Origin of the sequence: Conexibacter woesei Iso977N (assembly GCF_000424625.1) — a bacterium.
In the GTDB taxonomy this organism is placed as follows: domain Bacteria; phylum Actinomycetota; class Thermoleophilia; order Solirubrobacterales; family Solirubrobacteraceae; genus Baekduia; species Baekduia woesei_A.
On record NZ_AUKG01000001.1, the window covers coordinates 422641 to 447160 of the forward strand.

General features: G+C 72.4%; 24 protein-coding genes. 12 read left to right on the forward strand and 12 right to left on the reverse strand.

Annotated features, from left to right (window positions below):
- Positions 1-5: 5 nt before the first annotated feature.
- Positions 6-767 carry an alpha/beta fold hydrolase gene (locus H030_RS0102050; protein WP_027004886.1) on the forward strand — a complete coding sequence of 254 codons (762 nt, stop codon included), beginning with the start codon at positions 6-8 and terminating at the stop codon, positions 765-767.
- Here the strand turns inward: H030_RS0102050 and H030_RS0102055 are convergent.
- Positions 764-1942, reverse strand: a complete 1179-nt coding sequence (locus H030_RS0102055) for an MFS transporter (protein ID WP_035125747.1) — start codon at positions 1940-1942, stop codon at positions 764-766. The genes H030_RS0102050 and H030_RS0102055 overlap by 4 nt on opposite strands.
- A 22-nt stretch (positions 1943-1964) precedes the next feature.
- Between H030_RS0102055 and H030_RS0102060 the strand changes: the two genes are divergently transcribed.
- A complete protein-coding gene (locus tag H030_RS0102060; protein ID WP_035125749.1) occupies positions 1965-2531 on the forward strand; it encodes a 2-hydroxychromene-2-carboxylate isomerase in 567 nt (188 codons plus the stop codon).
- Here H030_RS0102060 and H030_RS0102065 read toward each other — a convergent pair.
- Both H030_RS0102065 and H030_RS0102070 read right to left on the reverse strand, forming a co-directional pair.
- A complete protein-coding gene (locus H030_RS0102065; RefSeq protein WP_027004889.1) occupies positions 2528-4360 on the reverse strand; it encodes an ABC transporter ATP-binding protein in 1833 nt (610 codons plus the stop codon). The two genes, H030_RS0102060 and H030_RS0102065, sit on opposite strands and share 4 nt — an antisense overlap.
- A 28-nt stretch (positions 4361-4388) precedes the next feature.
- A complete protein-coding gene (locus tag H030_RS0102070) occupies positions 4389-4880 on the reverse strand; it encodes a nuclear transport factor 2 family protein (RefSeq protein ID WP_027004890.1) in 492 nt (163 codons plus the stop codon).
- Positions 4881-4900: 20 nt separating this feature from the next.
- On the opposite strand from H030_RS0102070, the gene H030_RS0102075 reads away from it, so the two are divergent.
- Positions 4901-6043 (forward strand): PucR family transcriptional regulator, encoded by a 1143-nt coding sequence (locus H030_RS0102075; RefSeq protein ID WP_196808958.1) that lies wholly within the window; start codon positions 4901-4903, stop codon positions 6041-6043.
- Here the strand turns inward: H030_RS0102075 and H030_RS0102080 are convergent.
- A complete protein-coding gene (locus H030_RS0102080; RefSeq protein ID WP_035125752.1) occupies positions 6024-7199 on the reverse strand; it encodes a saccharopine dehydrogenase family protein in 1176 nt (391 codons plus the stop codon). The two genes, H030_RS0102075 and H030_RS0102080, sit on opposite strands and share 20 nt — an antisense overlap.
- Before the next feature lie 185 nt (positions 7200-7384).
- On the opposite strand from H030_RS0102080, the gene H030_RS0102085 reads away from it, so the two are divergent.
- Both H030_RS0102085 and H030_RS36075 read left to right on the forward strand, forming a co-directional pair.
- Positions 7385-7693, forward strand: coding sequence for a hypothetical protein (locus H030_RS0102085; protein WP_155891796.1), 309 nt, complete (start codon positions 7385-7387; stop codon positions 7691-7693).
- A 6-nt stretch (positions 7694-7699) separates the two neighbouring features.
- Positions 7700-8671 carry a class E sortase gene (locus tag H030_RS36075; protein WP_051221490.1) on the forward strand — a complete coding sequence of 324 codons (972 nt, stop codon included), beginning with the start codon at positions 7700-7702 and terminating at the stop codon, positions 8669-8671.
- Here H030_RS36075 and H030_RS28570 read toward each other — a convergent pair.
- Complete coding sequence (locus tag H030_RS28570; RefSeq protein ID WP_419470648.1) at positions 8637-9509, reverse strand: DNA-methyltransferase; 873 nt, start codon at positions 9507-9509, stop codon at positions 8637-8639. The two genes, H030_RS36075 and H030_RS28570, sit on opposite strands and share 35 nt — an antisense overlap.
- Before the next feature lie 63 nt (positions 9510-9572).
- Between H030_RS28570 and H030_RS0102100 the strand changes: the two genes are divergently transcribed.
- The gene (locus H030_RS0102100; protein WP_155891797.1) at positions 9573-10961 is read left to right on the forward strand and encodes a transglycosylase SLT domain-containing protein; all 1389 of its coding nucleotides are present in this window, start codon (positions 9573-9575) and stop codon (positions 10959-10961) included.
- 9 nt (positions 10962-10970) lie between these two features.
- Here the strand turns inward: H030_RS0102100 and tkt are convergent, their stop codons facing one another.
- Positions 10971-12998: a transketolase gene (gene tkt / locus H030_RS0102105; protein WP_027004895.1), complete on the reverse strand. Its 2028-nt coding sequence runs from the start codon at positions 12996-12998 to the stop codon at positions 10971-10973.
- A 30-nt stretch (positions 12999-13028) separates the two neighbouring features.
- Complete coding sequence (locus H030_RS0102110) at positions 13029-13913, reverse strand: SDR family oxidoreductase (RefSeq protein WP_027004896.1); 885 nt, start codon at positions 13911-13913, stop codon at positions 13029-13031.
- 100 nt (positions 13914-14013) lie between these two features.
- On the opposite strand from H030_RS0102110, the gene H030_RS0102115 reads away from it, so the two are divergent.
- From H030_RS0102115 to H030_RS36080, 4 genes are all read left to right on the forward strand, one after another.
- Positions 14014-16008 carry an FAD-dependent oxidoreductase gene (locus tag H030_RS0102115; RefSeq protein WP_027004897.1) on the forward strand — a complete coding sequence of 665 codons (1995 nt, stop codon included), beginning with the start codon at positions 14014-14016 and terminating at the stop codon, positions 16006-16008.
- A gap of 91 nt (positions 16009-16099) precedes the next feature.
- Positions 16100-16618, forward strand: a complete 519-nt coding sequence (locus H030_RS0102120; protein ID WP_027004898.1) for a PadR family transcriptional regulator — start codon at positions 16100-16102, stop codon at positions 16616-16618.
- 9 nt (positions 16619-16627) lie between these two features.
- Entirely contained in the window at positions 16628-17458 is an 831-nt protein-coding gene (locus H030_RS28575) for an alpha/beta fold hydrolase (RefSeq protein ID WP_035125755.1), read from the forward strand.
- A 76-nt stretch (positions 17459-17534) separates the two neighbouring features.
- Complete coding sequence (locus H030_RS36080) at positions 17535-18260, forward strand: DUF3105 domain-containing protein (RefSeq protein WP_027004899.1); 726 nt, start codon at positions 17535-17537, stop codon at positions 18258-18260.
- 3 nt (positions 18261-18263) lie between these two features.
- Here the strand turns inward: H030_RS36080 and H030_RS0102135 are convergent, their stop codons facing one another.
- Genes H030_RS0102135 through H030_RS0102150 form a run of 4 tightly spaced genes read right to left on the reverse strand, consistent with a single transcriptional unit; the run spans position 18264 to position 22071 of the window.
- On the reverse strand, positions 18264-19274 hold the full coding sequence (locus H030_RS0102135) for an ATP-grasp domain-containing protein (RefSeq protein WP_027004900.1): 1011 nt from the start codon (positions 19272-19274) through the stop codon (positions 18264-18266).
- Positions 19271-19873 (reverse strand): sugar transferase, encoded by a 603-nt coding sequence (locus H030_RS28585; RefSeq protein WP_035125757.1) that lies wholly within the window; start codon positions 19871-19873, stop codon positions 19271-19273. Before H030_RS28585 ends, H030_RS0102135 begins: the two co-directional genes overlap by 4 nt.
- A 7-nt stretch (positions 19874-19880) precedes the next feature.
- Positions 19881-20978: a glycosyltransferase gene (locus H030_RS0102145; RefSeq protein ID WP_027004901.1), complete on the reverse strand. Its 1098-nt coding sequence runs from the start codon at positions 20976-20978 to the stop codon at positions 19881-19883.
- 7 nt (positions 20979-20985) lie between these two features.
- Positions 20986-22071, reverse strand: a complete 1086-nt coding sequence (locus tag H030_RS0102150; RefSeq protein ID WP_027004902.1) for a glycosyltransferase family 4 protein — start codon at positions 22069-22071, stop codon at positions 20986-20988.
- Between the two features lie 36 nt (positions 22072-22107).
- Here H030_RS0102150 and H030_RS0102155 point away from each other — a divergent pair, with 36 nt between their 5' ends.
- Positions 22108-22407, forward strand: a complete 300-nt coding sequence (locus H030_RS0102155) for a hypothetical protein (protein WP_027004903.1) — start codon at positions 22108-22110, stop codon at positions 22405-22407.
- Here H030_RS0102155 and H030_RS0102160 read toward each other — a convergent pair.
- Positions 22404-23849 (reverse strand): MFS transporter, encoded by a 1446-nt coding sequence (locus H030_RS0102160; protein WP_027004904.1) that lies wholly within the window; start codon positions 23847-23849, stop codon positions 22404-22406. The two genes, H030_RS0102155 and H030_RS0102160, sit on opposite strands and share 4 nt — an antisense overlap.
- An 85-nt stretch (positions 23850-23934) precedes the next feature.
- On the opposite strand from H030_RS0102160, the gene H030_RS0102165 reads away from it, so the two are divergent.
- Positions 23935-24513 (forward strand): TetR/AcrR family transcriptional regulator, encoded by a 579-nt coding sequence (locus tag H030_RS0102165; protein ID WP_027004905.1) that lies wholly within the window; start codon positions 23935-23937, stop codon positions 24511-24513.
- Positions 24514-24520: the final 7 nt, after the last annotated feature.

Sequence of the window (24520 nt, forward strand, 5' to 3'; positions counted from 1 at the left end):
GCGCCATGGCGCGCGAGCCGTTGATCCTCATCCATGGGTTCACGGATACGTGGCGGACGTGGGAGCTCGTCGTGCCGTGGTTGGAGGAGCGACATGATGTGGTTGCTGTTGCGTTGCCGGGGCATGTGGGTGGGCCGGAGATCGGCGACGTCGTCGAGGGGGATGTCGCGGTTGCTGAGGTGGAGCGGGTGATGGATGAGCGGGGGTGGAGCAGCGCTCATGTCTGTGGGAACTCGCTCGGTGGGTATGTCGCGTTGCAGCTCGCCGAGCGGGGGCGGGCCAGGACGGTCGTGGCGTTCGCCCCGGCGGGAGGGTGGGCCCCGGGTGATGACGCGTATCGCGAGGTGCTCGCGCACTTCCCGCAGGTGCAGGCGGAGGTGCGGGCGTACGTGGGTCAGGCCGATGCGCTCATGCAGACCGAGCTGGGGCGGCGTCGAGCGACCGCGACAACAACGGTCAACTACCAGCACATCCCGCCGGAGCTCCTGGCGCATCAGTTCCGGGCGGTCGCGGCGTGCACCGCCGTGGAACCCATGACGAAGCTGGCCGAGACGCAGGGCTGGACGCTGGACCCCTCCCGCGTCGACTGCCGGCTGCGCTTCGTCTGGGGCACCGACGACGTCCTGCTCCCCTGGCCGCGCGCGGCGGCGCGCTACCGCGCGTGGTTCCCGACCGCCGACTGGATCGAGCTGCAAGATGTAGGCCATGCGATCCAGCTCGACGTGCCGCGGGAAGCGGCGCAGCTGATCCTCGGCTTCACGACCTAGCGGCGCAGCGCGACGAGCCCCACCGCGGCGGCGCCCGCGCCGACCAGGCCGCAGACGATCATCGCGGTGCCGGCATCGAGCAGCGCCACGATCGGCCCGCCCGCCGCGCTGCCGACCGCGAACGCGCCCTGGAAGACCCCGGACGCCGCGGCGAACGCCCGCCCGCGCGTCGCGTCCGGCACCCGCGTGGTCACCAGCGCGTTCTGCGCGACGTTCGCCATGCCGTTGCCGATCCCGCCCAGCAGGCTGCTCACGTAGGCCACCGCCAACACCGGCGCGACGCCGATCCCGGCGATCCCGAGGCTCAGCACGAGCTGGCCCACGGCCGGGACGTACCGCGCCGCGCGCGCCGGCAGCCGCGGCGCGATCTGCGCGCCCACGCCCATCCCCGCACCCCACAGCGACAGGTAGATCCCGTACCCCGTCGCGGTCGTCCCGAGCTGGTCGATGAACCGGAACGGCGCGGCGACGTTGTCGACCACCGACGCCGCGGTCACGACGGCGGTGACCGCGAAGACCGCGCGCAGCACGCGGTCGTCCCACAGCGCCGCCCAGCCCGCGCGCCGCGCCGTGCGCGCCGATTCCACGACCGCGTTCGGATCGACCGGCGCCGGGACCCGGCGCGTCCGCAGCCCCAGGCACAGCACGGCCAGCACCAGGAACGTCCCGGCGTCGATCAGCAGCGCGGTCGTCGCGCCGAACGCGGCGGTCAGCACGCCACCCAGAGCGGGGCCGAAGACGAACCCGAACGACATCGCCAGCGCCAGCCTCGCGAAGCCGCGCGTCGCCTCCGCCTCACCGGCGATCGCCGGGATCAGCGCGTTGGTCGCCGGCCGGACCGCCGCGTTGAAGACCCCGAGCGTGAAGAACAGCGGCACGATCAGCGCCGGTGCGTGGGCCAGCGCCAGCGGGATCGCCACGAGCGCCTGGCCGACCACGGCGTACAACAACACGCGCCGCGTCTCGGTCCGGTCGATCAGCATCCCGATGAACCCCGCGAGCAGGATCATCGGCGCCACCTGCGCGGCCAGCAGCGCGGCGACCCAGCCGGTCCCGTGCGGGCGCAGCCGCAGCAGCAGGGCGACCGACGCGAACTGGTCGCCCATCGTCGACACGGCGACGCCCGCGGCCAGCAGGCGCAGGTCGCGCCTCCCCTGCCCCGAGATCGCCGACACGCCTGCGATCCTACGGACCGCCATGGCGGTCCTGCACTACGACCTCGCCTCACCGTACGCGTACCTCGCGGTGTCCCGCGCGCGCGAGGTGCTGCCCGAGCCGCCGCGGCTGCAGCCGGTCCTGGCCGGCGCGATCTTCGCCCACCGCGGCTGGGGCTCGTGGGCCGACATGGACACGCGCGGCGCCAACATGGTGGAGATCGCCGCGCGTGCCGCGCGCTACGGGCTGCCGCCGATCACGTGGCCGCCGGGCTGGCCGCCGAACTCCCTGCAGGCGATGCGCGCGTGCGTGTGGGCCGAGCGGGTCGGCGGCGCCGAGTGCGCCGAGCGGTTCGCGCTGACCGCTTTCCGGGCGGCGTTCGCCCAGTGCGCGGACCTGAGCGACATGATGGTCTTGACCGCCGCCGCGCACCGCGCCGGGCTCCCGGCCCACGAGCTGCCGGACGGGATCGCCGACCCGGCGGTCAAGCAGGCGCTCAAGGACGCGACCGACGCCGCGATCGCCGCCGGGGTCAACGGCGTCCCGACGCTGATCACCGACGCCGGCGCCGTCCTCTTCGGCGACGACCGCCTCGAAGAAGCGGCCTAGCCGGCGGCGGCAGCGGGTGGCGCCACGGGCGCGCCGACCTCGCCGGTCTGCACCGCCCAGAGCGCGGTGTACATCCCGCCCGACGCGACCAGCTCGTCGTGCGTCCCGGTCTCCGCCACCACGCCCGCCTGCAGCACGTGGATCGCGTCCGCGTGGCGGATCGTCGACAGCCGGTGCGCGATCACGATCGTCGTCCGCTGGTGCGACACGCGCAGCAGCGAGCGCTGGATCGCCGCCTCGGTCTCGTTGTCGACGGCCGACGTCGCCTCGTCCAGGACCAAGATGGAGGGGTTGCGCACGAGCGCGCGGGCGATCGTCAGACGCTGGCGCTGGCCGCCGGACAGGCGCACGCCGCGCTCGCCGACCGGCGTGTCGTAGCCGTGGGGCAAGGCCATGATGAACTCGTGGGCCTCGGCCAGCGCCGCGGCCGCGCGCAGCTCGTCGTCGGTCGCGTCCGGCGCGCCGTAGCGCAGGTTCTCGGCGACGGTCCCGTCGAACAGGAACGTGTCCTGCCCGACGTAGCCGATCGCCCCGCGCAGCGACATGAAGGACAACTCTTCCACCGCCACGCCGTCGATCGTCACGCGCCCCGACTGCGCCTCGTACAGCCGCAGCAGCAGCTTGACCACCGTCGACTTGCCCGCGCCCGTCGCGCCGACGATCGCGTGCGTCTCCCCCGCCCCGACGTCGAGCGACAGCCCGCGCAGCACCGGCCGCGCGCCGTTGTCATAGGAGAACTCGACGTCCTCGAAGCGCGCCGCGCGCGCCGGCACGGCGTCGCCGCCCGGCAGCGGCGGCAGCTCGGCGACGCCCGGGACGATCGCGATCGGCGCGTCGATCAGGTCCAGGATCCGCCGGATCGACGCGCAGCCGCGCTGGTAGAGGTCGAGCGTCTCGCCCAGCTCGGTCAGCGGCCACAGCAGCCGCTGGGTCATGAACACCAACACGGAGTACAGCCCGATCTCCAGCGTCCCGTTCAGCGCCATGTGGCCGCCGAGGACCAAGGTCACCATGAACCCGGCGAGGATCGCCATCCGGATCAGGGGAACGAACCCTGCTGAGAGCGCGATCGCGCTGCGGTTGACGTCCGCGTACGCGCGCGAGGCCTCGTCGACGCGCGCCGCCTCGCGCTCCTCGGCGCCGAACGCCTTGATCGTCGCGATCCCGCCGAGGTTGCCGCCGATCAGCCCGCCGAGCCGCCCGGCGCCGTCGCGCACCGCCTCGTAGCGCGGCGCCAGCCGCCTCTGGAACAGCAGCGAGCCGCCGATGATCACCGGGATCGGCAGGAACGCCAGCACCGCCAGCAGCGGCGAGATCGCGAAGAACACCGCGCCGACGCCGACCACGTTGACCGCCGTCAAGATGATGTGCTGCGCGCCGACGTCGAGGAAGCGCTCGAGCTGGTTGACGTCGTCGTTGAGGACGGTCAGCAGCCGGCCGGACGCGCGGTCCTCGAACCAGGCGAGCTCCAGGTCTTGGACATGGCGGTAGGCCTCCAGGCGCAGGTCATGTTGGAGGTCTTGGGACAGCTCGCGCCAGATCCGCGCGCTGAGGTACTCGGTCAGCGACTCGAGGATCCAGACGATCGCGGTCGCGCCGGCCAGGAAGAGCAGCTGGTCCTCGCGGTCGTGCACGCCGAACCAGCGCGAGACCATCGAGTCCTGGTCGCGGACGACGATGTCGATCGCGACGCCGATCAGCAGCTCGGGCGCGATGTCGAAGAGCTTGTTCAGCGCGGTCAGGACCGCGCCGCGCAGGATCTTCCCGCGGTGGCGCGGGGCGTGGCGCCACAGGCGCCGGAGGGGATGCACGTCTTGGGGAGGGGCCATGCGCCCCTCAGCCTAAGGGCTCCCTAACTCACGGCGCGGCGAGCCTCGAGCCGACCGGCTCGCCGCCGCGGGCGATCGCCGCCAGCGGACCCATCATCAGCCGGACGGCCAGTGCGCGCGTGCGGCCGCGACGGCGCGCGACGCGCGGGCCGAGCGCGGCGGCCATCGTCAGCAGGCCCGGCATCGGGCGGACGAAGATCTCGATCTCGGCGATCAGGCCGTCGTCGTCCAAGGTGAACAACAACGTCTCGGCGAAGCGCTGCTTGCCGATCCGGCCGACGAGCTTCATTGCGCGCGTGTGGTCGTCGCCGATGTCGAGGACGTGCGCGCCCTCGTCGACGGTCGCCAGGACGTCCTCGAACAGGTTCCGGAGTTGTTGGTGTCCTTCGAACGCGAAGCGGTCGGTGATCGGGGAGACGAGGCGGACGTCGGGGCGCAGCGTGGCGACCAGCGCGTCGACGTCGTGCGCGTCGTAGGCGGCCCGGTAGGCGGAGAGGGGTGATTCGACGGCGAGCTCCATGCATGCGAAGGTACGCACGAATGTCCGCGCGATCCACGGCCCGGAAGCGTGAAACGACCGTCGAGCTTCATCACGAAGCTCTGAACGCGCTCGCGGTCCGGATGCGCGCCGAGCTGCCCGCGATGGTCGAGGAGACGATCGCCGTCGTGCTCCGCGACCACGCCGACCTGGCCGTGCGCGTGGGCGCCGCCGACGTCCGGATCGGGATCGGCCACACGCACGAGCGCTTCGTCCGGATCCTGGAGGGCAGCGGCGACGACGACGGCGGCGCGAACGTCGCCTTCGGCGCGGCGGCCGCAGCGGTCGGCGCGAGCGTCGAGGGGCTGATGGCGGGCTACCGCGTCGGCGCGCAGGTCGGCTGGCAGCGCGTGCTGCGGATCGCCGAGGAGCTCGACCTGCCCGGACCGGTCGCGCTGCACGTCGCCTCGTTGTCCATGAACTACATGGACGAGCTGACCGCCAACTCGCTCGAAGGCTTCGCGCGGGAGGCGGAGGCAGCGCAGGGCGCGCGGGCCCGCGCCCGCCAGGCGCTGCTCGACGCGCTGCTGGACGGCGCCGAGAGCGACCACACCATGTTGGCGGCCGCCGCCGGGTGGGTCGTTCCGGAGCGGGTGCGTGTCGCCGTCCTGCTGGCGGCGGAGACGCGGCGCCTGGACGACCGCACGCTGTTGCTCGGGCGCGCCGGTGGGGTTGCGGTGGCGGTGAGCGGCGACGAGGGGGCGCTCGATCACGTCGCGTGCGCGGCGGGGCCGGAGGTGGCGGTGGGCGAGGCGGCGCGGTCGCTGCACGGTGCGCGGCGGCTGGCGGAGCTGGTCGTCGACGGCGTCCTGCCGGGCGAGACCACGCTGCGGTGGGAGGACCATCTGGCGGAGCTGGTCGTCCATGCCGACCGCGATGCGGCGCAAACGCTCGCCGACGTGCGGCTCGCTCCGCTGCGCGACGCGTCGCCGGCCCGTGAGGCGCTGCTGCGCGAGACGCTCGTCGCCTGGCTCGACCATCCCGGCCGCCCGCGCGAGATCGCGCGGGACCTGCACCTGCACCACCAGACCGTCCGCTACCGCCTCGCCCGCCTGCGCGAGCGGCTCGGCGACGACGCCCTCGACGACCCGCAGCAGCGCTTCGAGCTGCAGCTCGCGCTGCGCGCTACACGACCTCGAAGCTGATCCCGGACCGCACGAGCCGCGCCCGCAGCGCCGGGCCGAGCGCCTGCGCGGTCGTGACCTGCCCGGCGCAGTCCGGCAAGTCCTCGTCGAACGCCGTGCTCAGCGTCGCCTCGGCGAGCATCCGCGACGTCTCGCGGTAGCCCGGGTCGCCGCCGCGCACCTCGGTCACCACGCGCTCGGCGCCGTCCGCCGTCTCGCCCACGAACGTGACCGAGAACCACGACCTGTCCATGCGCTCGGCGCTCGGGCCCTCGCCCGAGGGCAACCGCGACAACAACGCGCGCCGCGCCGGCCCGACCTGCGCGACCGCCATCAACCCCAACATGCCCGCCGCGCCGCCGAGCGCGACCGGCAGGTGGTTGGCCAGCGCGTAGTGCCCGTACTTGAAGTCCGGCCCGTACAGCGCGGCGTCGGCGCGCGCCGAGCGGCCGACGATCGCCGGGTCGACGGTCGGCAGCGGCAGCGCCCAGGCGCCCAAAGCACGGTGCGGCGTGCCCGGCTCCTCGATCGTCACGTTGGCCGGCTTGCCCTCCAGCCTGCGGCGCGCCCTCTGTGCGGCGAACGTCTGCCTCGTCCGCGCGAACGCGCCCAGGGCGCTGGCGAACGTCCCACCGCTGAAGCGCGCACCCGCGCGCACGTAGCCGCGGACCCGCAGCGGCACGTCACGCGGCAGCTGCTCGACGGTGAACTGCACGCCGAGGTCGTGCGGGATCGAGTCGAAGCCGCAGCAGTGGATCAGCCTCGCACCCGACGCGACCGCCGCGTCGTGCTGGCGCAACCGCGTGTTGTCCACGAACTCCGGCTCGCCGGTCAGGTCCAGGTAGTGCGTCCCCGCCGCCGCGCAGGCCGCCACGACCGGCTCGCCGTAGAGCGCGTACGGGCCAACTGTGGAGGTCAGGACGCGCGTCATCCGCGCCACCGCGTCCAGCGAGGAGCGATCGCCGACGTCGGCGACCAGGACGTCCGGGACCGGCGCGTCCGGGTGCTGGGCGACGACGCGGTCGCGGACCGCCTCGACCTTGGCGCGTGTCCGCCCGGCGACCGCCCAGCGCGCACCCAACGGCGCGCGCGCCGCCAGCTCCGCCGCCGTCAGCGCGCCGGTGAACCCGGTCGCACCGAGCAGGACGATGTCGTATTCCCGCTCCGTTTCGGCCATGCCGGGCAGCCTCTCACATGCACGACGGCGCCCACCCCGCAAGCTTGCAGGTCTGCGACCGATGACCAATAGGACAGTGCATCGCCGTTTTAAACGGGTACGATCGCTGTCGTCCTTCTCGATCTACCAAGGGATTCACGATCGTGCGCTTCCGCATTGCCCTGGCTGTGATGGTCGCGGCCCTGATGCTCTCCGCCGGCATCGCCTCGGCCCAGTCCACCACCGACACGACCACGTCGGGCTACACCAACACGACGAGCTCCACGACCGAGGTCACGCCGACCTCGACCACCGAGGGCACGACGACGTCGGCCACCCCGACCACCGAGGGGCAGTCGCAGAGCTCCGCCGCGCCGTCCGTCGCCGCTCAGCAGGCGCCGAGCAGCCTCGCGTTCACCGGCGGTGAGCCGCTGCTGTTCATCTTCGCCGGCCTCGCGATCGCCGGTGGCACCGCCACCCTGCTGGTCCGCGACCGCCGTCGCAACCAGAACTAGCACCGCATGTCGTCCGGCGACGACGCGCGCGTCACGTCCCTCGGGACGCGGCGCAGCGCGTCGTCCGCCGACCTGCGCGCCGAGGTCGAACGCCTCTCCGACGCGCTGACGCTCGCCGAGCAGCGCCGCCGCACCGCGGAGCGCACGCTGGCCGACGTCGCACGCATGGCCGCGGCCGACGCCGCGGATCTCCGCGCCCGGCTCACCGAGCTGGAGGCGCGCCTCGCGCTGGCCGAGACGCCCGCGTCTCCCGCGCCGCCCGCAGCCGCTGAGTCATCCACGCCCGCGGCCGCCGCCGCGCCGCCGCCCACGCTGCGCCGCCGCGCCAGGCGCGGCCTGCTGCTCTTCGGCCTGCTCGCCGGGCTGCTGCTGATCACCGACGGCGTCCTGACGATCTTCTGGCAGGAGCCGATCACGGCGATCCAGCAGCACCGCGACCAGGCGGCGCTGCGCGGCGACCTCAGGGGCCTGCAGAGGACGCTCCAGGCCGCCACTCCGAAGGTCCCGCACGAGACCGCCAAGGCGCGCATGCAGCGCCAGGCGACCGCGCTCGACCGCGCCGGCCGCAGCGCAGGCTCGGCGATGGGCTCGATCTCGATCCCGAAGATCGGCCTCAGGACCGTGTTCGTGGAGAACACCAACCACGCCGCGCTCAAGCGCGGGCCGGGCCACTACAAGGGCACGGTCCTGCCCGGGATGACCGGGACCGTCGGCCTCGCCGGGCACCGCACGACCTACGGCGCGCCGTTCAGGCGCGTCAACGAGCTGAAGGCCGGCTCCACGATCGTCGTGAACATGCCCTACGGGAAGTTCACCTACAAGGTGATGGGCTGGCACATCACGACGCCGAGCGACGCGTCGTCGCTGGTCTCCCACGCCGGCCAGCACCGCCTCGTCCTGACCGCCTGCCACCCGCTCTACAGCGCGGCGCAGCGGATCGTGGTCACGGCGAAGCTGACGAGCTCGACGCCGGCGTAGCGCCGTCGTCGTCGTCCAGAACGCCCAGGCGCCCCTCGCAGACGCCGATCGCGTCCGGCGACGCGTCGACGAGCACGTAGCGGCGCCCCAGGGCGGCGGCCGCCGCGCCGAGCGTCCCGGAGCCGGCGAAGAAGTCCAGGCACCAGCCGTCCGGCCGTGACGACGCCGCGACGATCCGCTTCAGCACGCCGAGCGGCTTCTGCGTCGGGTAGCCGGTGCGCTCGGCGCCGTTGGTCGTGACGATCGTGTGCCACCAGACGTCGGTCGGCCGCTTGCCGCGCTCGCGCTGCTCGGGCGTGACGAGGCCGGGCGACATGTAGGGCTCGCGGTCGACCTCGGCGTCGTCGAACCAGTACGCGGCCGGGTCCTTGACGTAGACGAGGATCACGTCGTGCTTGGCGGGCCAGCGCCGGCGCGGCTTGGCGCCGTAGTCATAGGCCCAGATCAGCTCGTTGAGGAACGCGTCGCGGCCGAAGATGGTGTCCAACAGCACCTTGACGTAGTGCGACTCGCGCGGGTCGAGGTGGACGTAGAGCGTCCCGTGGTCGGCGAGCAGCCGCCATGCCTCGCGCAGCCGCGGCTCGAGGTAGGCGGGCAGGTCGTCGAACGCGTCGGCGTAGGCCATCGAGCCGACCGCCTCGGTCCGGTAGCGGCGCCCGCCGAATCCGGTGCGCGTCCCGTTCTCGGCGTCGGCGACCACCCTCAGCGTCGTCCGGACCTGCCGGCGCCCGGTGTTGAACGGCGGGTCGATGTAGACGACGTCGAACGCGCCGTCGGGCAGCAGCGGCAGGACCGACAGGTTCTCGCCCTCGATCACGAGGTCGTCGTCCAGCGTCAACCGGTCGGATGTGACATGTCGCACGACGCGCACGGCCCGCGAGTCTGGCACGGTGTCGGGACGATGCGACAACGCACCATCCAACGGCGGCGCCTCGCGGCGCTGCTGGTGGCGGTCGTCGTCGTGGCGGGGGTCGTGGTGGTCCTGCTCGGGCGCGGTGGCGAGTCGAGCGGGCCGCGGCGGCTGGCGCCCGGCGCCGGGACCACCGACGCCACGCGTGACCCCTTCGGCTACGACGCCAGGCACCAGGCCGACTTCGAGACCGCCGCCGCGGCGGGCCTCAGCCACCCCCTGTACGACAAGTCGCCGGGCGGCGCCTACGCGACCGCGCAGCGCGTCGCGCGCTTCCGGCCCGTGATCGAGGACGTCGCCAGGCGCGCCCACCAGGACGCCAACACGCTGGAGGCGATCGTCTTCCTGGAGTCCGCGGGGCGCAGCGACGCGATGGCGTCCGACGACCTCAACAGCGCCGTCGGGCTGACGCAGATCCTGGCCCAGACGGCGACCGGGTTGTTGGGGTTGAAGGTCGACGTGGCCAAGTCCACCAGGTTGACCCAGCAGATCGGGCGCTCGCAGTCGTTCAAGCACATCGCCCAGCTGAAGCGGCGGCGCGCCCAGGTCGACCAGCGCTTCGACGCCCACCAGGCGCTGATGGCGACCACGCGCTACCTGGAGTTCGCCCAAGACAACCTGCACGGGCGCGCCGACCTGGCGGTCGAGAGCTACCACATGGGCGTCGGCAACCTGCAGCGCGCGCTCAAGGCCTATGGGAACTCCGACATCCCGTACGCCCAGCTGTTCTTCGACTCCACCCCGGCGCGCCACGCGGCGGCGTGGAAGGTGCTGAGCAGCCTCGGCGACGACTCCTCCACCTACCTGTGGCGGATCGGCGCGGCCAAGGACATCATGAAGCTCTACCGCGACGACCCGGCCAAGCTGAAGGCGCAGGCCGCGCTGCAGGACTCGCCCGGCGGCGAGCGCGTCCTGCGCCCGCAGTCGACCTCCACCGCGTTCGCGAACGCCGACGCGCTGAGGACCGACGCGCTCGTGCAGCTGACCGGCGCCGCCCTGCGGCCGAGCGCCGCGCTGGCCAGGGCGCCCACCGGCCAGGACGCGCTGCGCCCCGACGCACTGCGCCTGCTGCGCTACCTCGCGCTCGGCGTGCGCGGGTTCTCGAGGACCGCGCCGGTCGTCGTGACGTCCGCGGCGCGCTCCGTGGCGCAGGAGGACCGCGACACCCGCGGCGCGTTCGGGACCGCCGAGGCAGCGCCGTCGACCCACACGACCGGCTTCGCCTTCGACCTGTCGCGCGCCTACCGCTCCGACGCCCAGGCTCAGGCGCTCCAGTTCTGGCTGGACCGCCTGACCGCGCTGAACGTGATCGCCTGGACGCGCGAGGCCGACGTGATCCATGTCACCGTCGGCCCGCGCGCAGCCAGGCTGTCGCAGTAGCGAGGAGTCCTACGAGTTGGTGGCGGCGAGGAGGTCCTTCGCCGTCTGCGCCACGTTCTCGCCGGTGATCCCGAGCTTCTCCAGGACCTCGGGGCCCGGCGCGGAGGCGCCGAAGCGGTCGACGCCGACCGAGCGGTCGACCCAGCGCTCCCAGCCCATCGTCACCGCGGCCTCGACCGAGACCTTCGGCAGCGTCGGCGGCAGCACGTCGTCGCGGTAGCTGTCGTCCTGGTCGGCGAACAGCTCCCACGACGGGAGCGAGACGACGCGCGCGCCGATGCCCTGTCCGGCCAGGATCCTCTGCGCCTCGATCGCCGTGTGGACCTCGGCGCCGGTGCCGACGAGCACGACCTGCTCGTCGCCGGACGCGGGCGAGACCACGTAGCCGCCGCGGCCGACGCCGTCGAAGTCGATGTCGAGGATCGGCAGGTCCTGGCGCGACAGCGCCATCAGCGCCGGGCCCTCGAGGTCCTCGAGGATCACGCGCCACGCCTCGGCGGTCTCGTTGGCGTCGGCGGGCCGCAGCACGACGAGGCCCGGGATCGCACGCAGCGCGGCGAGGTGCTCGACCGGCTGATGGGTCGGGCCGTCGGCGCCGAGGGCGATCGAGTCGTGCGTGTAGACCCACGCGACGCGCAGACCGGTCAGCGCGCTCAACCGGATCGAGCCGCGCATGTAGTCGGAGAACTGCAGGAACGTCGAGCCGTACGGGCGCAGGATGCCGCCGTGGGCCGCGAGGCCGTTGACCGCGCCGCCCATGCCGTGCTCGCGCACGCCCCAGTAGACGTTGCGGCCCGCGTGGCCGCGCGAGAAGCGCTCGTCCTCACCCGGGAACTCGGTCTTGGTCGACTCCGACAGGTCGGCCGCACCGCCGACCATCGTCGGGACGAACGGCGCCATCGCGGCCATCGCCTTCTGGCCGGCGACGCGCGTGGCGAGCTGCTCCTTGCCGCCCCAGTCGACCGAGCGCAGGACGTCCTTCAGGCCCGGCAGCGGCTTGCCGCCGTACGAGCCGCCCTCCCACGCGAGGTCCCACGCCTTGCCGTCCTCGGCGTTGTCGCCCTTCCACGCGTCCAGGCGCTCCTGCCACTCGGCCTGCAGCGCGGCACCGCGCTCGGCGTTCTTGGCGTACTCCTCGTAGACGCCGTCCGGGACCAGGAAGTGGGCGTCGGGATCCCAGCCCATGACCTCCTTGGTCGCGCGGACCTCGTCCTCGCCGAGCGCCGCGCCGTGGGCCTTCGACGTGCCCTGCTTGTTGGGCGACGGGTAGCCGATGATCGACTTGACGACGATCAGCGACGGCTTGTCGGTCTGCCGCTGGCCCTCCCTGATCGCGGACTCCAGCGCGACCAGGTCGTTGGCGTCGTGGACCTCCAGGACGTGCCAGCCGTAGGCCTCGAAGCGCTGCGGCACGTTCTCGACGTCGAAGCTCAGGGACGTCGGGCCGTCGAGCGAGATCGAGTTGTCGTCGTAGAGGTAGACGAGCTTGCCGAGGCCGTACTGGCCGGCGATCGACGCGGCCTCGGAGGCGACGCCCTCCATCAGGTCGCCGTCGGAGACGATCGCGTAGATGAAGTGGTCCATCACGTCGGACCCGTACTTCTCGCGCAGGAACTCCTCGGCGAGCGCCATGCCGACGCCGTTGGCGAAGCCCTGGCCGAGCGGGCCGGTGGTGACCTCGACGCCCGGCGTGACGTGGACGCGGTCGCGCTCCGGGTGACCTGGGGTCAGCGAGCCCCACTCGCGGAACTGCTTGAGCTCGTCCATCGGCAGGTCGTATCCGGCGAGATGCAGCGAGCTGTAGAGCAGCATCGAGCCATGACCCGCGGACAGGACGAAGCGGTCGCGGTCCGGCCAGTCCGGGTCCTTGGGGTTGTGGCGCATGACCCTCGCGTACAGGACGTACGCAGCAGGAGCCATGCCCATCGGGAGGCCCGGATGGCCGTTGTTCGCCTTCTGGATGGCGTCCATCGACAGCGTCCGGATCGTGTCGACGGCCAGCTGATCGATCGAAGTTGAGGAGGTGGCGGCTTCCATGCAGGACAACCTACCCCCCGCGCGGCCCCGTTACGGGGTCAACTGCCTGGTTGGGTCACCGGCCTCGAGCGCCGGATCGGAGTGCGAGGCGCGCAGCTCGTAGGCCGCGCGCTTGCCCGGGTCGATCTGGGCGAGCACCTGGTCGGCCTTCAGCGCGCGGCTGAGTCCCTCGCGGCCGGAGCGCGGGAGCAGGTTCATCACCTTGGTGATGCCCGCGACCGAGCGCGGCACGAAGACGTCGAAGCGCGCCTCCTTGAGCGCGGCGACGATCTCGTCGGCGACGTCGGACGGCTCGACCTGCTTGACGCCGCGCGTCGGCGTCAGGCCGCTGGCCAGCTCGGTGTTGACGACGACCGGCATGACGCAGGAGACCTCGATGCCGGTGCCGCGCAGCTCGGCGCGCAGCGCCTCGGTGACGCCGACGACGTAGTGCTTGGTCCCGCAGTAGGTGCCGCCACCCGGGAAGCCGCCCTTGCCGGCGGTCGAGGCGACGTTGACGACGTGGCCGCGGCCGCGGGCCAGGAAGCGCGGGACGATCTCCTTCATCCCGAACATCACGCCGTTGATGTTGATGTCGACCATGCGCTGGGTCGTGGCGTCGTCCTCGTCCCAGATCGTGTGGCCGACCTGCATGATCCCCGCGTTGTTGACCATGATGTCGATCGGGCCGAGCTGCTCCTCGACGCCGTCGAGGAACGCCTTGACCGAGGCGCGCTGGGTGACGTCGAGCGGGAACGCGACGGTGCCGTGGCCGAGCTCGGCGGCGGTCCTCTCCGCGGTCGCGAGGTCGAGGTCGCCGATCGCGACCTTCATCCCCTCGCGCAGGAACGCCTCTGCGGTGGCACGGCCGATGCCGCGCGCGGCGCCCGTGATCGCGGCCACCTGGCCGGTGAGGATGCGTTGCTGCTTGGCCATCGGGACAGTCCCTCCTGAGCGGCGCCCTGCGTGCGCCAGAAAGTTGACGGGGGCGTCACCCTAACACGCGGGGCTTGACCGCGCGAGGTAGGCTGACACCGTGTCAACACCTCCAGCGGCCGTTGTCCTCTCCGAGCTGCAGCAGGCGACGCTGCAGCGGCTCGTCGACACCTTCGCGCCGGAGGTCGCGCGCGAGGACGACCCGACCGGGTTCTGGGCGCGCAGGGGCTCGGACCTCGGCGTGGACGCGGCGATCGCGCAGCAGCTCGGGTCCGGCGCGGTGCCGGAGGACCAGGTCGAGGGCGTCCGGCAGTTGTTGGATGCCTTGGCCGCCCAGGGCTTCGACAACGCGCCCCAGGAGGTCCGCGAGGCCATCCTGCACGGCTTCATGGACGCCGACCCGGCCGCGCTCGGCGGGCTGTCCGGCCTGCGCGCGCTGACGTTCCTGTTGTTCTACGCGATCCCGGATCCGGCGACGGGCAAGAACCCCAACTGGGAGGCGATCGGCTACCCGGGACCGCGCGCGGTGCCGCCGTCCCCCGAGGACGCGCCGAAGACGATCCCGGTCACGCGGCCGTCGGGCGCGGGCGCCGACCTGGAGCTCGTGGCCGACGTCGTCGTCGTCGGTTCCGGCAGCGGCGGCGGCGTGATCGCGGGCAAGCTCGCGGGCGCGGGCAAGGACGTCGTCGTCCTCGAGGCGGGCGGCTACTACAACGAGTCCGACTTCAACCAGCTCGAGCTCTGGGCCTACCAGAACCTCTACCGCGCGGGCGGCCTGGCGCAGACCGCCGAGGGCCAGATCGCGCTGATGACCGGCGCCAACCTCGGCGGCGGCTCGACGGTCAACTGGACCAACTGCCTGCGGACCTACGACTGGGTCCGCGAGGAGTGGGAGAACGTCCACGAGCTGGAGGGCCTCGCGGGCGCGGAGTACGACCGCCACCTCGACGAGGTCAGCGCGCGGATCGGCGTGACCGACGCCTGCTCCGACGCCAACGGCCCGAATCAGCGCCTGCTCGACGGCGCGGCCAAGCTCGGCATCGACGGCCGCGTGATCACCCGCAACGCCGACCCCGACAGGTACGACGCCGACCTCGCGGGGCTGATGGGCTTCGGCGACGTCTCGGGCGCGAAGCTCGGGACACTGAAGACCTACCTGCAGGACGCCGCCGACGCGGGCGCGCGCTTCGTCGTCAACTGCCGCGTCGAGCGCGTGCTGGTGGAGAACGACCGCGCGACCGGCGTCGAAGGGACCTACGTGGACGCCGAGGGCGTCACGGCGCGGGTCACCGTCCGGGCGCCCACGGTCGTCGTCGCCGCGGGCGCGCTCGACACGCCGGCGCTGCTGCTGCGGTCCGGGATCGGCGGCCCGGCCGCGGGCGACTACCTGCGCCTGCACCCGGCGACCGCGGTCAACGGCATCTACGACGAGGGCCAGAAGGCGTGGTGGGGCGCGCCCCAGTCGGCGCTGTCGATGGAGTACAACAACCTCCAGGACGGCTACGGCTACCTGGTCGAGACGTCGCACGCGTCGCCGGGCGTGTCCGGATCCTCGGTGCCGTGGGAGACCGGCGAGCAGCACAAGGCCGACATGGCGCGGTCGTCGATCTCCTCCGCGCTCGTGTTCCTGATCCGCGACCGCGGGCACGGGCGCGTGACGGTCGACGACGCCGGCAACCCGGTGCACCTGTACCCGTTCAGCGACGGCGTCGACCTGGCGAACTTCCGCCACGGGCTGCGCACGATGGCGCTGATGCACGAGGCCGCGGGCGCCCAGGAGATCGTGACGCTGCACCGCAAGCGGCTGCACTGGTCGCGCAGCAGCGGCGAGTCGATCGACGACTTCGCGGCGCGCGTGATCGCCGCGCCGCTGACGCCGTTCGAGCACGCGACGTTCTCGCTGCACCACATGGGCAGCGCGCGGATGGGCAAGGACCCCAAGACGTCGGTCGCCGGGCCGTTCGGCGAGCTGCACGACGTCGGCGGCGTCTGGATCGGCGACGCGTCCGCGTTCCCGACCGCTTCCGGGACCAACCCGATGTTGACGACGATGGCGCTCGCGCACCGGACCGCGGAGGCCATCGCGGCGTCATAGGCGTTGAGCCCGTTCTTCACACCGGCTTCATGACCGGTCAGGTCAGACCTGTGAAGATCTACGTATTCCGGTCCATCCGTCCAGGCCCAGGGTGCTGCGCCACGCGCTCCTCGGCCTGCTCGCCGACCGGCCGATGAGCGGCTACGAGCTCGCGCAGCGCTTCGAGGCGGCGGTCGGCGCGACCTGGTCGGCCGGGCACTCGCAGATCTACCCCGAGCTCAACCGGCTCGCCGACGAGGGGCTGATCGCCGCCGACGGCGAGCCCGGGCCGCGCGGGCGCAAGACCTACAGGATCACCGGCGACGGCAGGGACGCCGTGCGCGAGTGGCTGCGGGAGACCGAGCCCGACCGCACGGTCCGCGACGAGGCGGCGCTGCGGACGTTCTTCCTGTGGTTGATGGATCCCGACGACGCCCGCGCGCACGTCGAGGCCGAGCTGCGCGCCGCCGAGGAGGCGCTGAGCACGCTGCGCGCGACCGCCGCGGCGCGCCGGCCCGCGACGCCGGCCGAGCGCTCGCAGCGGATCGGGCTGGAGATCGGCCTGCGCGAGGCCCAGGCACGAGCCGATTGGGCAGTGTGGGCGCTCGAAAGACTGTCCGAACACCGGTAGCGTTCGTCCATGCCGTCGTTCTTCGAGCATCAGGGTCGCCGCCTCGCCTACACCGCCTACGGCGACGGGCCGCGCACGGTCGTCCTGCTGCACGGGCTGCTGCTGTCGCAGAAGATGCACCGGCCGCTGGCGCGGGCGCTGGCCAAGCGCGGCAACCGCGTCGTGACGCTGGACCTGCTCGGCCACGGCCGCAGCGACCGGCCGCGCGACATGTCCGCCTACTCGATGCCGTTCTTCGGCGAGCAGGTGATCGCGCTGCTCGACCACCTCGGCGTGCGCGAGGCCGTGATCGCCGGGACGTCGCTGGGCGCCAACACGGCGCTGGAGGCCGCGGCCGCGCACCCGGAGCGCGTGCGCGGGATGGTCCTGGAGATGCCGGTGCTCGACAACGCGCTGCTCGGCTGCGCGATCGCGTTCACGCCGCTGATGTGCGCGCTGACGTTCGGCGAGCCGGTGATGAAGACGGTCTCCGCGGTGACGCGCAGGATCCCGACGGGCCGCGTGTGGGGCGCCGACGTGCTGCTCGACACGGTCCGCCAACAGCCGGGGCCGAGCGCCGCCGTGCTGCAGGGGCTGTTCTTCGGGCGCGTCGCGCCGCACCGCGACGTCCGCAGGACGATCGACCGCCCGGCGCTCGTGATCGGCCACGACCACGACCCGGTCCACCCGTTCAGCGACTCCGGCGCGCTGGTCGACGAGCTGCCCGACGCGCGGCTGCTGCGGGCCGACTCGTTCCTGGAGCTGCGCATGACCCCGGAGCGGTTGACGGACGAGATCGGCGGCTTCATCGCCGAGTGCTGGAAGCCCGCCGCGCGCCGCCGCCGCGCCGTCGCCGCCTAGAAGCTGGGAGATCCCTGAGCCGGAGCGGCAAGCGCTTTACGCGCAGTTCATCGAAGCACCGGTACTCTCCCGCGCGATGTCGAGCCGCCAGGAGGAGAAGGAGCGCCGCCGCCGCGAGCGCGAAGAGCGCGAGCAGGCCGAGGCCAGCAAGGTCGCCAACAGGCGCCGCTTGCAATTGGTCGCCGGTGGCGTGATCGGCCTCGTGGCCATCGCGGCCGTCGTCGCGGCGATCGTGTCGGCCGCCGGTGGCGGTGGCGACAAGAGGTCGGGCGGCGCCCAGAGCGCCGGCAGCTACAGGGAAGTGGCCCTACCCGCGCGCAGGACCACCAACTTCGACGCCGCGGTCAAGGCCGCCAGGTGCTTCTACAAGCAGTACCCGAGCGAGGGCCGGACCCACCTCCCGTCCGACACCGCGACGAACAACACCTACAGGACGAACCCGCCGACCTCCGGCAACCACCGGCCGACTCCGGCCGAGGACGGCGTCTACGCGCCGGGCAACACGCCCGACAAGGAGAACTTCGTCCACACGCTGGAGCACGGCCGGATCGAGCTCCAGTACGCGCCGACCGCGCCCGCCGCGGTCCGCAACCAGCTCTACGCGCTCTTCAACGAGAAGAGCAAGGGCGTCTCCGCGTACCACATGATGTTGTTCGAGAACAACACCAACATGCCCTACGAGGTCGCCGCGACCGCCTGGACCCAGCTGCTCGGCTGCAAGACGGTGAACGCGAACACGTGGGACGCGATCCGCGCCTTCCGCGACCGCTTCGTCGACAAGGGCCCGGAGCTGATCCCGTAGGGATCAGCGGGGCGCAGGCGGGCCGGGCGGCGTGACGATGTCCCGCCCGGTCGGCTGCAGCTGCTCGTCGAGCTCCAGCTGCCAGAAGTAGCGGGTGAAGGTGCGGCCCGCGAGGAAGTCGCCGACGGCGGGCTCGACGGGCTCGCCGTTGGCCATCTGCGCGATCAGCTCCGGGTAGCTGCGCCCGGGCTTGGACGCGTAGATCGGCGCCGGGAACGCGCCGCCGAAGCGCGTGTTGACGTCGGTGATGCCGAGGCCGGTCTCGCTGTCGCGGAAGACCTGGACGGTCGCGGGGCCGCGGACGCCGAAGGCCTCCACGACGCGACGACCGAGGTCGATCAGCTCCGCGTCGGCGATCACGGTGCCCTTGATCGACTCGCCGCCGCGGGACTCCAGCATCGTGCGCGGGATCGCGTTGAGGCAGACGCCGTCGCGGTCGCTGAGGCAGTCGATGGAGAACTCCGGGCCGTCCATGAGGCGCTGGAGCATGACCGGCTCGTCGATGTAGTTGATGAAGAACTCGGCCTCGGCCTGGGTGCGGGCCGGGAAGATGTTGCGCGCGCCGGAGCCGTGGATCGGCTTGACCATCACGGGGTAGGAGTCCGGCGCCGGGCCGTCCGGGAGCGTGGTCGACGGCGACGGCAGGCCGTGCTGGAGGAGCAGCTCGTGGCAGGCGTACTTGTCGTAGGTGGCCTCGGCGATGTGCGGGTCGGGGACCAGCGCCTGGGGCAGGCGGCCGTCGGCGCGGGCGTGGGCCAGGACGTCGATGTCGAGGTCGGTCAGCGGGACGATCGCGCCGACGTCGTGTTGTTCGACAAGTCGTTGGAGGGCGGGGACGTAGTCGGGGTCCTTGATCATCGGGACCGACGTCCGGACGGTCGCGGCGTACTGCGCGGGCGACAGCGGGTTGGGGTCGCACGCGACGAGGCGCGTGTGCTGGGCGAAGGCGCTGACGATGTCATAGCGCTTGCCCGTGCCCGTGAGCATGACGGCCTTGTTGGTGTGGTCGCTCATGATGGGTCCTGCCACCCTCCGGTCTCGCCCTTGTAGAGGCCGTGGCCGGTGACGAGCATCCGGGCGGTCAACCACAGGATCTTGATGTCGAGGCGCGTCGTCCTGTGCTCGGCGTACCAGAGGTCCAGCTCGATGCGCTCGGGCCAGGGCAGCGACGCGCGCCCGTTGACCTGGGCCCAGCCGGTGATGCCGGGCTTGAGCGCGAGGCGCCCGCGCTGGCGGTCGGTGTACTGCTCGACCTGGACCGGGACCGTGGGGCGCGGGCCGATGATCGACATCTCGCCCTTGAGCACGTTGACGAGGTTGGGCAGCTCGTCGATCGACGAGCGGCGCAGGAACGCGCCGACGTTCGTGATCCGCGAGTCGCCGTCGTCGACCGCGAGGCCGGCGCCCATCCTCTCGGCGCCGGAGACCATCGTGCGCAGCTTGAGGACGTCGAACGGCGCGCCGTCCTTGCCGACGCGGCGCTGGCGGTAGATCGGGTGGCCCTTGGACTCCAGGCGGATCGCCAGCAGCGCGCCGAGGACGATCGGGCTGGTGATCGCGAGGACGGTCGCGGAGACGAGGACGTCGAAGAGGCGGCGCAGGGGCTCGGGCATCGGCGGTTCAGCGGGTCCCTTCCGGGGGCGACCAGCCGGCGGGCGTGCCCTCGCGGAGGTGGTCGTAGAGGCCGAGGGCGATCGAGCCCTGGGTCAGGATGTAGTACTTGGCCAGGAGCACCGGCTTGGCGCGGGTCGGCGCGAAGGCGGCGGCGAGGCCGAGGAGCTGTGCGCGCCGCAGCCACTTCGGCGCGGTGAGTAGTGCGATGACATGCAGCGCCGGGCCGAAGTAGCGCAGCCAGCGGTGGCTGGCGATCATCATGGTGTACTTGGCCGGCCAGCCGCGCGGGTCGAGCAGGCCGCCGTGCAGGACGATCGCCCAGGCGTGGGACATCATGCGGCGCTTGCGCGCGGCCTCGCCCTCGACGTCGGGGACCATGCGCTCGGTGGCATGTGCTTGTGGTTGCTCGACGCAGCGCCAGCCGGCGCGGACGAGCGTGAAGGGGAACTTGAGGTCGTGGCCCATGACGGGGTCGACCTCGACGTAGGCGTCGCGGCGCGTGGCGTAGATCGCGCCGTTGCCGGCGGTCACCGAGTGCAGCGCGGACTCGCGGGCGCGGAGGAACATCTCGTAGCGCCAGTAGACGCCCTCCTGGTTGGTGCCGCCGTCGGGGTTGATGAACGACACGCGGCCGCAGACGTAGCCGATGCGCGTGTCGGTCGCGAACGGCGCGACGAGCTTGCGCAGGGCGTCGTTCTCCCACAGCGCGTTGGCGTCGGAGAACGCGACGACGTCCGCCGTGCTGCGGCGCACGGCGGCGTCCTGCGCGGCGACCTTGCCGCCGCGCGGGAGGTCCAGGACGACGTCGGCGCCGGCGGCGCGCGCGGCGTCCTGGGTCCCGTCGGTGGAGCCGTCGCAGGCGACGACGACCTCGAGCTTGGCGCGCGGGTAGTCGAGCGCGAGCGCGTTGGCGACCTTCGCGGCGATGACGTCGCGCTCGGCGTGGGCGGCGACGATCAGCGCGACGGTCGGGAGGTCGTCGTCGCTCGCGGGGTCCGGCCAGCGCGGGTCGGCGTCGCGCTCGATCGCGGCGAGCGCCGCGCCGTAGCCGACCTGCGCCCACCCGAGCAACCCCGCCGCTGTCCAGAAGATCCCGCGCCTCACGAGCGGTTCAACGTAGCCGAAGCTCGTCGTAGAGCGCGACGTGCTCACGCGCGATCGCGTCCCAGGCGTAGGTCGTGCGCGCGGCCGCGCTCGCCTTGGCCGCCATCGCGGCGCGGGCCTGCGGATCGGCGATCAGCCGCGCCAGCTCGGCGTGGAGTGCCTCGGCGTCGCCGGGTGCGACGAGCGCGGCGGCGCCGGTCGCCGCGACCTCCGGGAAGCCGCCGACGGCGGAGAGCACGAGCGGGCGACCGAGCCCGAGCGCGGCGTAGAGGACGCCGGACTGGTCGATCTCCCGGTAGGGCAGCGCGACGACGTCGGCGCGCTTGAGCACGCCCGCCAGCTCGGCGTCGCTGACGAAGCGCGGGACGAGCCGGACACCCGGCGGCAGCTGCGCCGGCAGCGGCATCCGCGGCATGCCGACGATCCACAGCTCGGCGTCGAGGTCGTGCCAGGCGCGGAGGAGGACGTCGATCCCCTTGTACGGGCGCAGCAGGCCGGTGAGCGCGACGACCGGCTTGTCGGTGTCGGGCAGCTCCGGGGGCAGCACGGCTTGCAGGTTCGCCAGGTGCGTGAACGCCCCGTGCGGGATGACCCGGACGCGCGCGCGGTCGATCCCCAGCTCGTCGGTGAGCCGCCGCGCACCGTGCTCGGAGTGCACGACGACACGATCGACGCGTTCATAGAGGCGTCGCTGCGCCCGCAGCTGCCCGGCACGCGGCTCGCGCGGGAGGACGTCATGGGCGGTCAAGACGGTCGGCACGTTCCTCGGGAGCAGGTGCACATCGACCGGCTGCACCGTCAACCACTGGAAGTGCACGACATCCGCGCGCCTCGCGGCCACCCGCGCATACCCCACCATCTCCGGCCCATGCGCGGCGAGCTTCGCCACCAACCGCACCCTCGACCCCGGCGCCCCCACCACCCGCCGGTAGAACCGCTCCTCGATCCGGACGCCGGGCGCCTCCGGCACCTCGCCATACGCGAACCGCGACGTCACCAACGTCACCTCCACCCCCGCCGCCACCAGCGCAGCACTCAGCGCCCGGTCATACGGCGGGGTGAACGCACTCGGATCGACGACATCGACGCGCACAGCGCGCGCCACGCTACTCGGTGTAGAACACCAGCCGTGGACGTCGAGTTCATCAAGCTGGAGGGCCTCGTCACCATGGACGGGGACGAAGCGTCCGTGCAGTTCCGCCTGCACTACCTGCGCCCCGACGGCCTGTCGATCCTCAACGGCGGCCAGATGGGCTGGGAGCCCGGCTACGTCCCGCGGCCGGACGCGCTCGACCTCGTCGTCGCGACGTTCCTCTCCGACGCCAAGCTCGACCTGGCCAAGGCCGACGAGTGGCTGGACTCAGACGAGCCGCGCGACGGCCTCGTGCTCGTCTACGACGACGAAGCCCGCCGGCGGCTGAGTCCCTAGGCCGCCGCGGCGGCCAGCTCCTGCTCGTCGCGCGCTCGCATCGGCAGGCGGAAGATGAGCAGGAACGCGCCGGCCAGTGGGGCCAGGCAGGCCCAGGCGGTGATCTGGAGGGCCTCGGGCGGCAGGTGGTGCCTGAAGGCCGAGAAGAAGATCGTCCCCAGCACCGCGACGCCGAGCGAGGTCGAGAGCTGCTGGGTCGCCTCGAGCACGCCGGAGGCAGAGCCGACCTCGTCCATGTTGACGCTGCCGAGCACGAAGCCGAACAGCTGGGCGAAGCTCGTGCCCGCCCCCGCGCCGACGAGCAGGAGCCCGGGCACGAGGTCCCAGGTCCCGGCGCTGTCGGCGCCGGTGAGGACCAGCGCGATGACGACGTTGCCGATGGCGATCAGCACGATCCCGATGTGCAGCAGGTGGCGGCCGAGGCGCTCGACCAGCGCGAAGGAGATCGTCATGCCGATCACGATCCCGATGACCATCGGCGTCAGCGTCAGGCCCGCGTGCAGCGGCGACCAGCCCTCGCCGAGCTGCCCGTAGAGCGAGACGCAGAGCAACAACCCTGAGAACGCGCCGAAGAAGAACAGCACGACGGCGATCCCGCTGAGGTAGTCGCGGTTGCGCAGCAGCGAGGGCTCGATCAGCGCGTTCTCCTCGTGGCTGCGCTCATGGCGCATGAAGGCGTACAACAACCCGAGGCCGGCGGCGATCATCGCGAACGTCCACAGCGGCCAGCCGCTCTCCTGGCCCTGGATCAGCGGGTAGATGATGGCCAGCACCGCGAGGCCGACGAGGCCCACGCCGCCGAGGTCGAGCTTCAGCTGCGGGCGATGGGGGCTGTCGGGCAGCGACGGGATCGCGGCCGCCAGCGCGGCGATGCCGATCGGGACGTTGATCAGGAACACCAGGCGCCAGCCGACGTCCAGCCAGTTGGCGTCGATCAGCGCACCGGCGACGATCGGGGCCAGCAGCAGCGGCACGCCGGTCGCCGGGCCGAGGAAGCCCATGGCCCTGTCGAACTCGGACTGGTTGGGGAAGACCTGCTTCAGGAAGCCGAAGCCCTGCGGGATCATCAGCGCGCCGAACGCGCCCTGGAGCGCGCGGCAGGCGATCAGGACCGGCATCGACGGCGCCGCGGCGCAGGCGGCCGAGAACAGCGTGAAGCCGGCGGAACCGATCAGGAAGACGCGGCGGCGGCCGAAGATGTCGCCCAGCCGGGCGCCCGCGATCAGCAGGACGGCGAACGCGAGCGTGTAGCCGGCGGCGATCCACTGCAGCGCCGAGGCGGAGCCGCCGAGGTCCTGGCGGACCGACGGGCCGGCGATGTTGGCGATCGTGGCGTCCATCGCGTCCATCACGTTGGCGGTCATCACGACGGCGAGCACGACCCAGCGCAGGCGGAAGGGCTGGTCGTCGGTGGTTGGGGAGGGAGAGGAGGAGAGGGTCATGGTTGTTGGCTTACCGGTCGTCAAGTAACTGGGAGGACCGCCACCATAGCGGTAATTGACCGGCCGTCAAGTAACCTGTCCGGAGATGGCACGACCACGCGGCAGCCAGGGCATCGAGACGCGCGAGCGGATCCTCGACGTCGCGCAGGAGCTGTTCACACGCCAGGGCTACGACAAGACGTCGCTGCGCGACATCGCCGAGCGGCTGGAGATCACCAAGGCGGCGCTCTACTACTACTTCGAGCGCAAGGAGGACATCCTCCTGGAGCTCCACCGCCGCCTGCAGGTGCTGGGGTCGGGCCTGCTCGACGCGCTCGAGGCGGCGCCCGACGGGCCTGCGCGCTACGCGATCTGGCCGCGCCTGGCGGAGGAGATGATCGACTTCATGGTGGACAACCGCGAGCTGATCCTCCTGCACGACCGCAACCGCAACGCGTTCGCCGGCATCGCCGCGCGGATCGCCGAGGAGGATCCGGGCATCGAGGCGCGCTTTGCGCGGATCATCGGCTCGGAAGCGATCCCGCTGCGCGAGCGGGTCCGGATGGCGGCCGTGGTCGGGACGATCACCGAGGTGTTCGCGGAGAGCGCGAACGCGTTCGCGGACGAGGACCCCGAGCAGATCGCCGCGCTGGTGCGCGAGGCGATCGGGGACCTGCTGCGCTGACGGACCG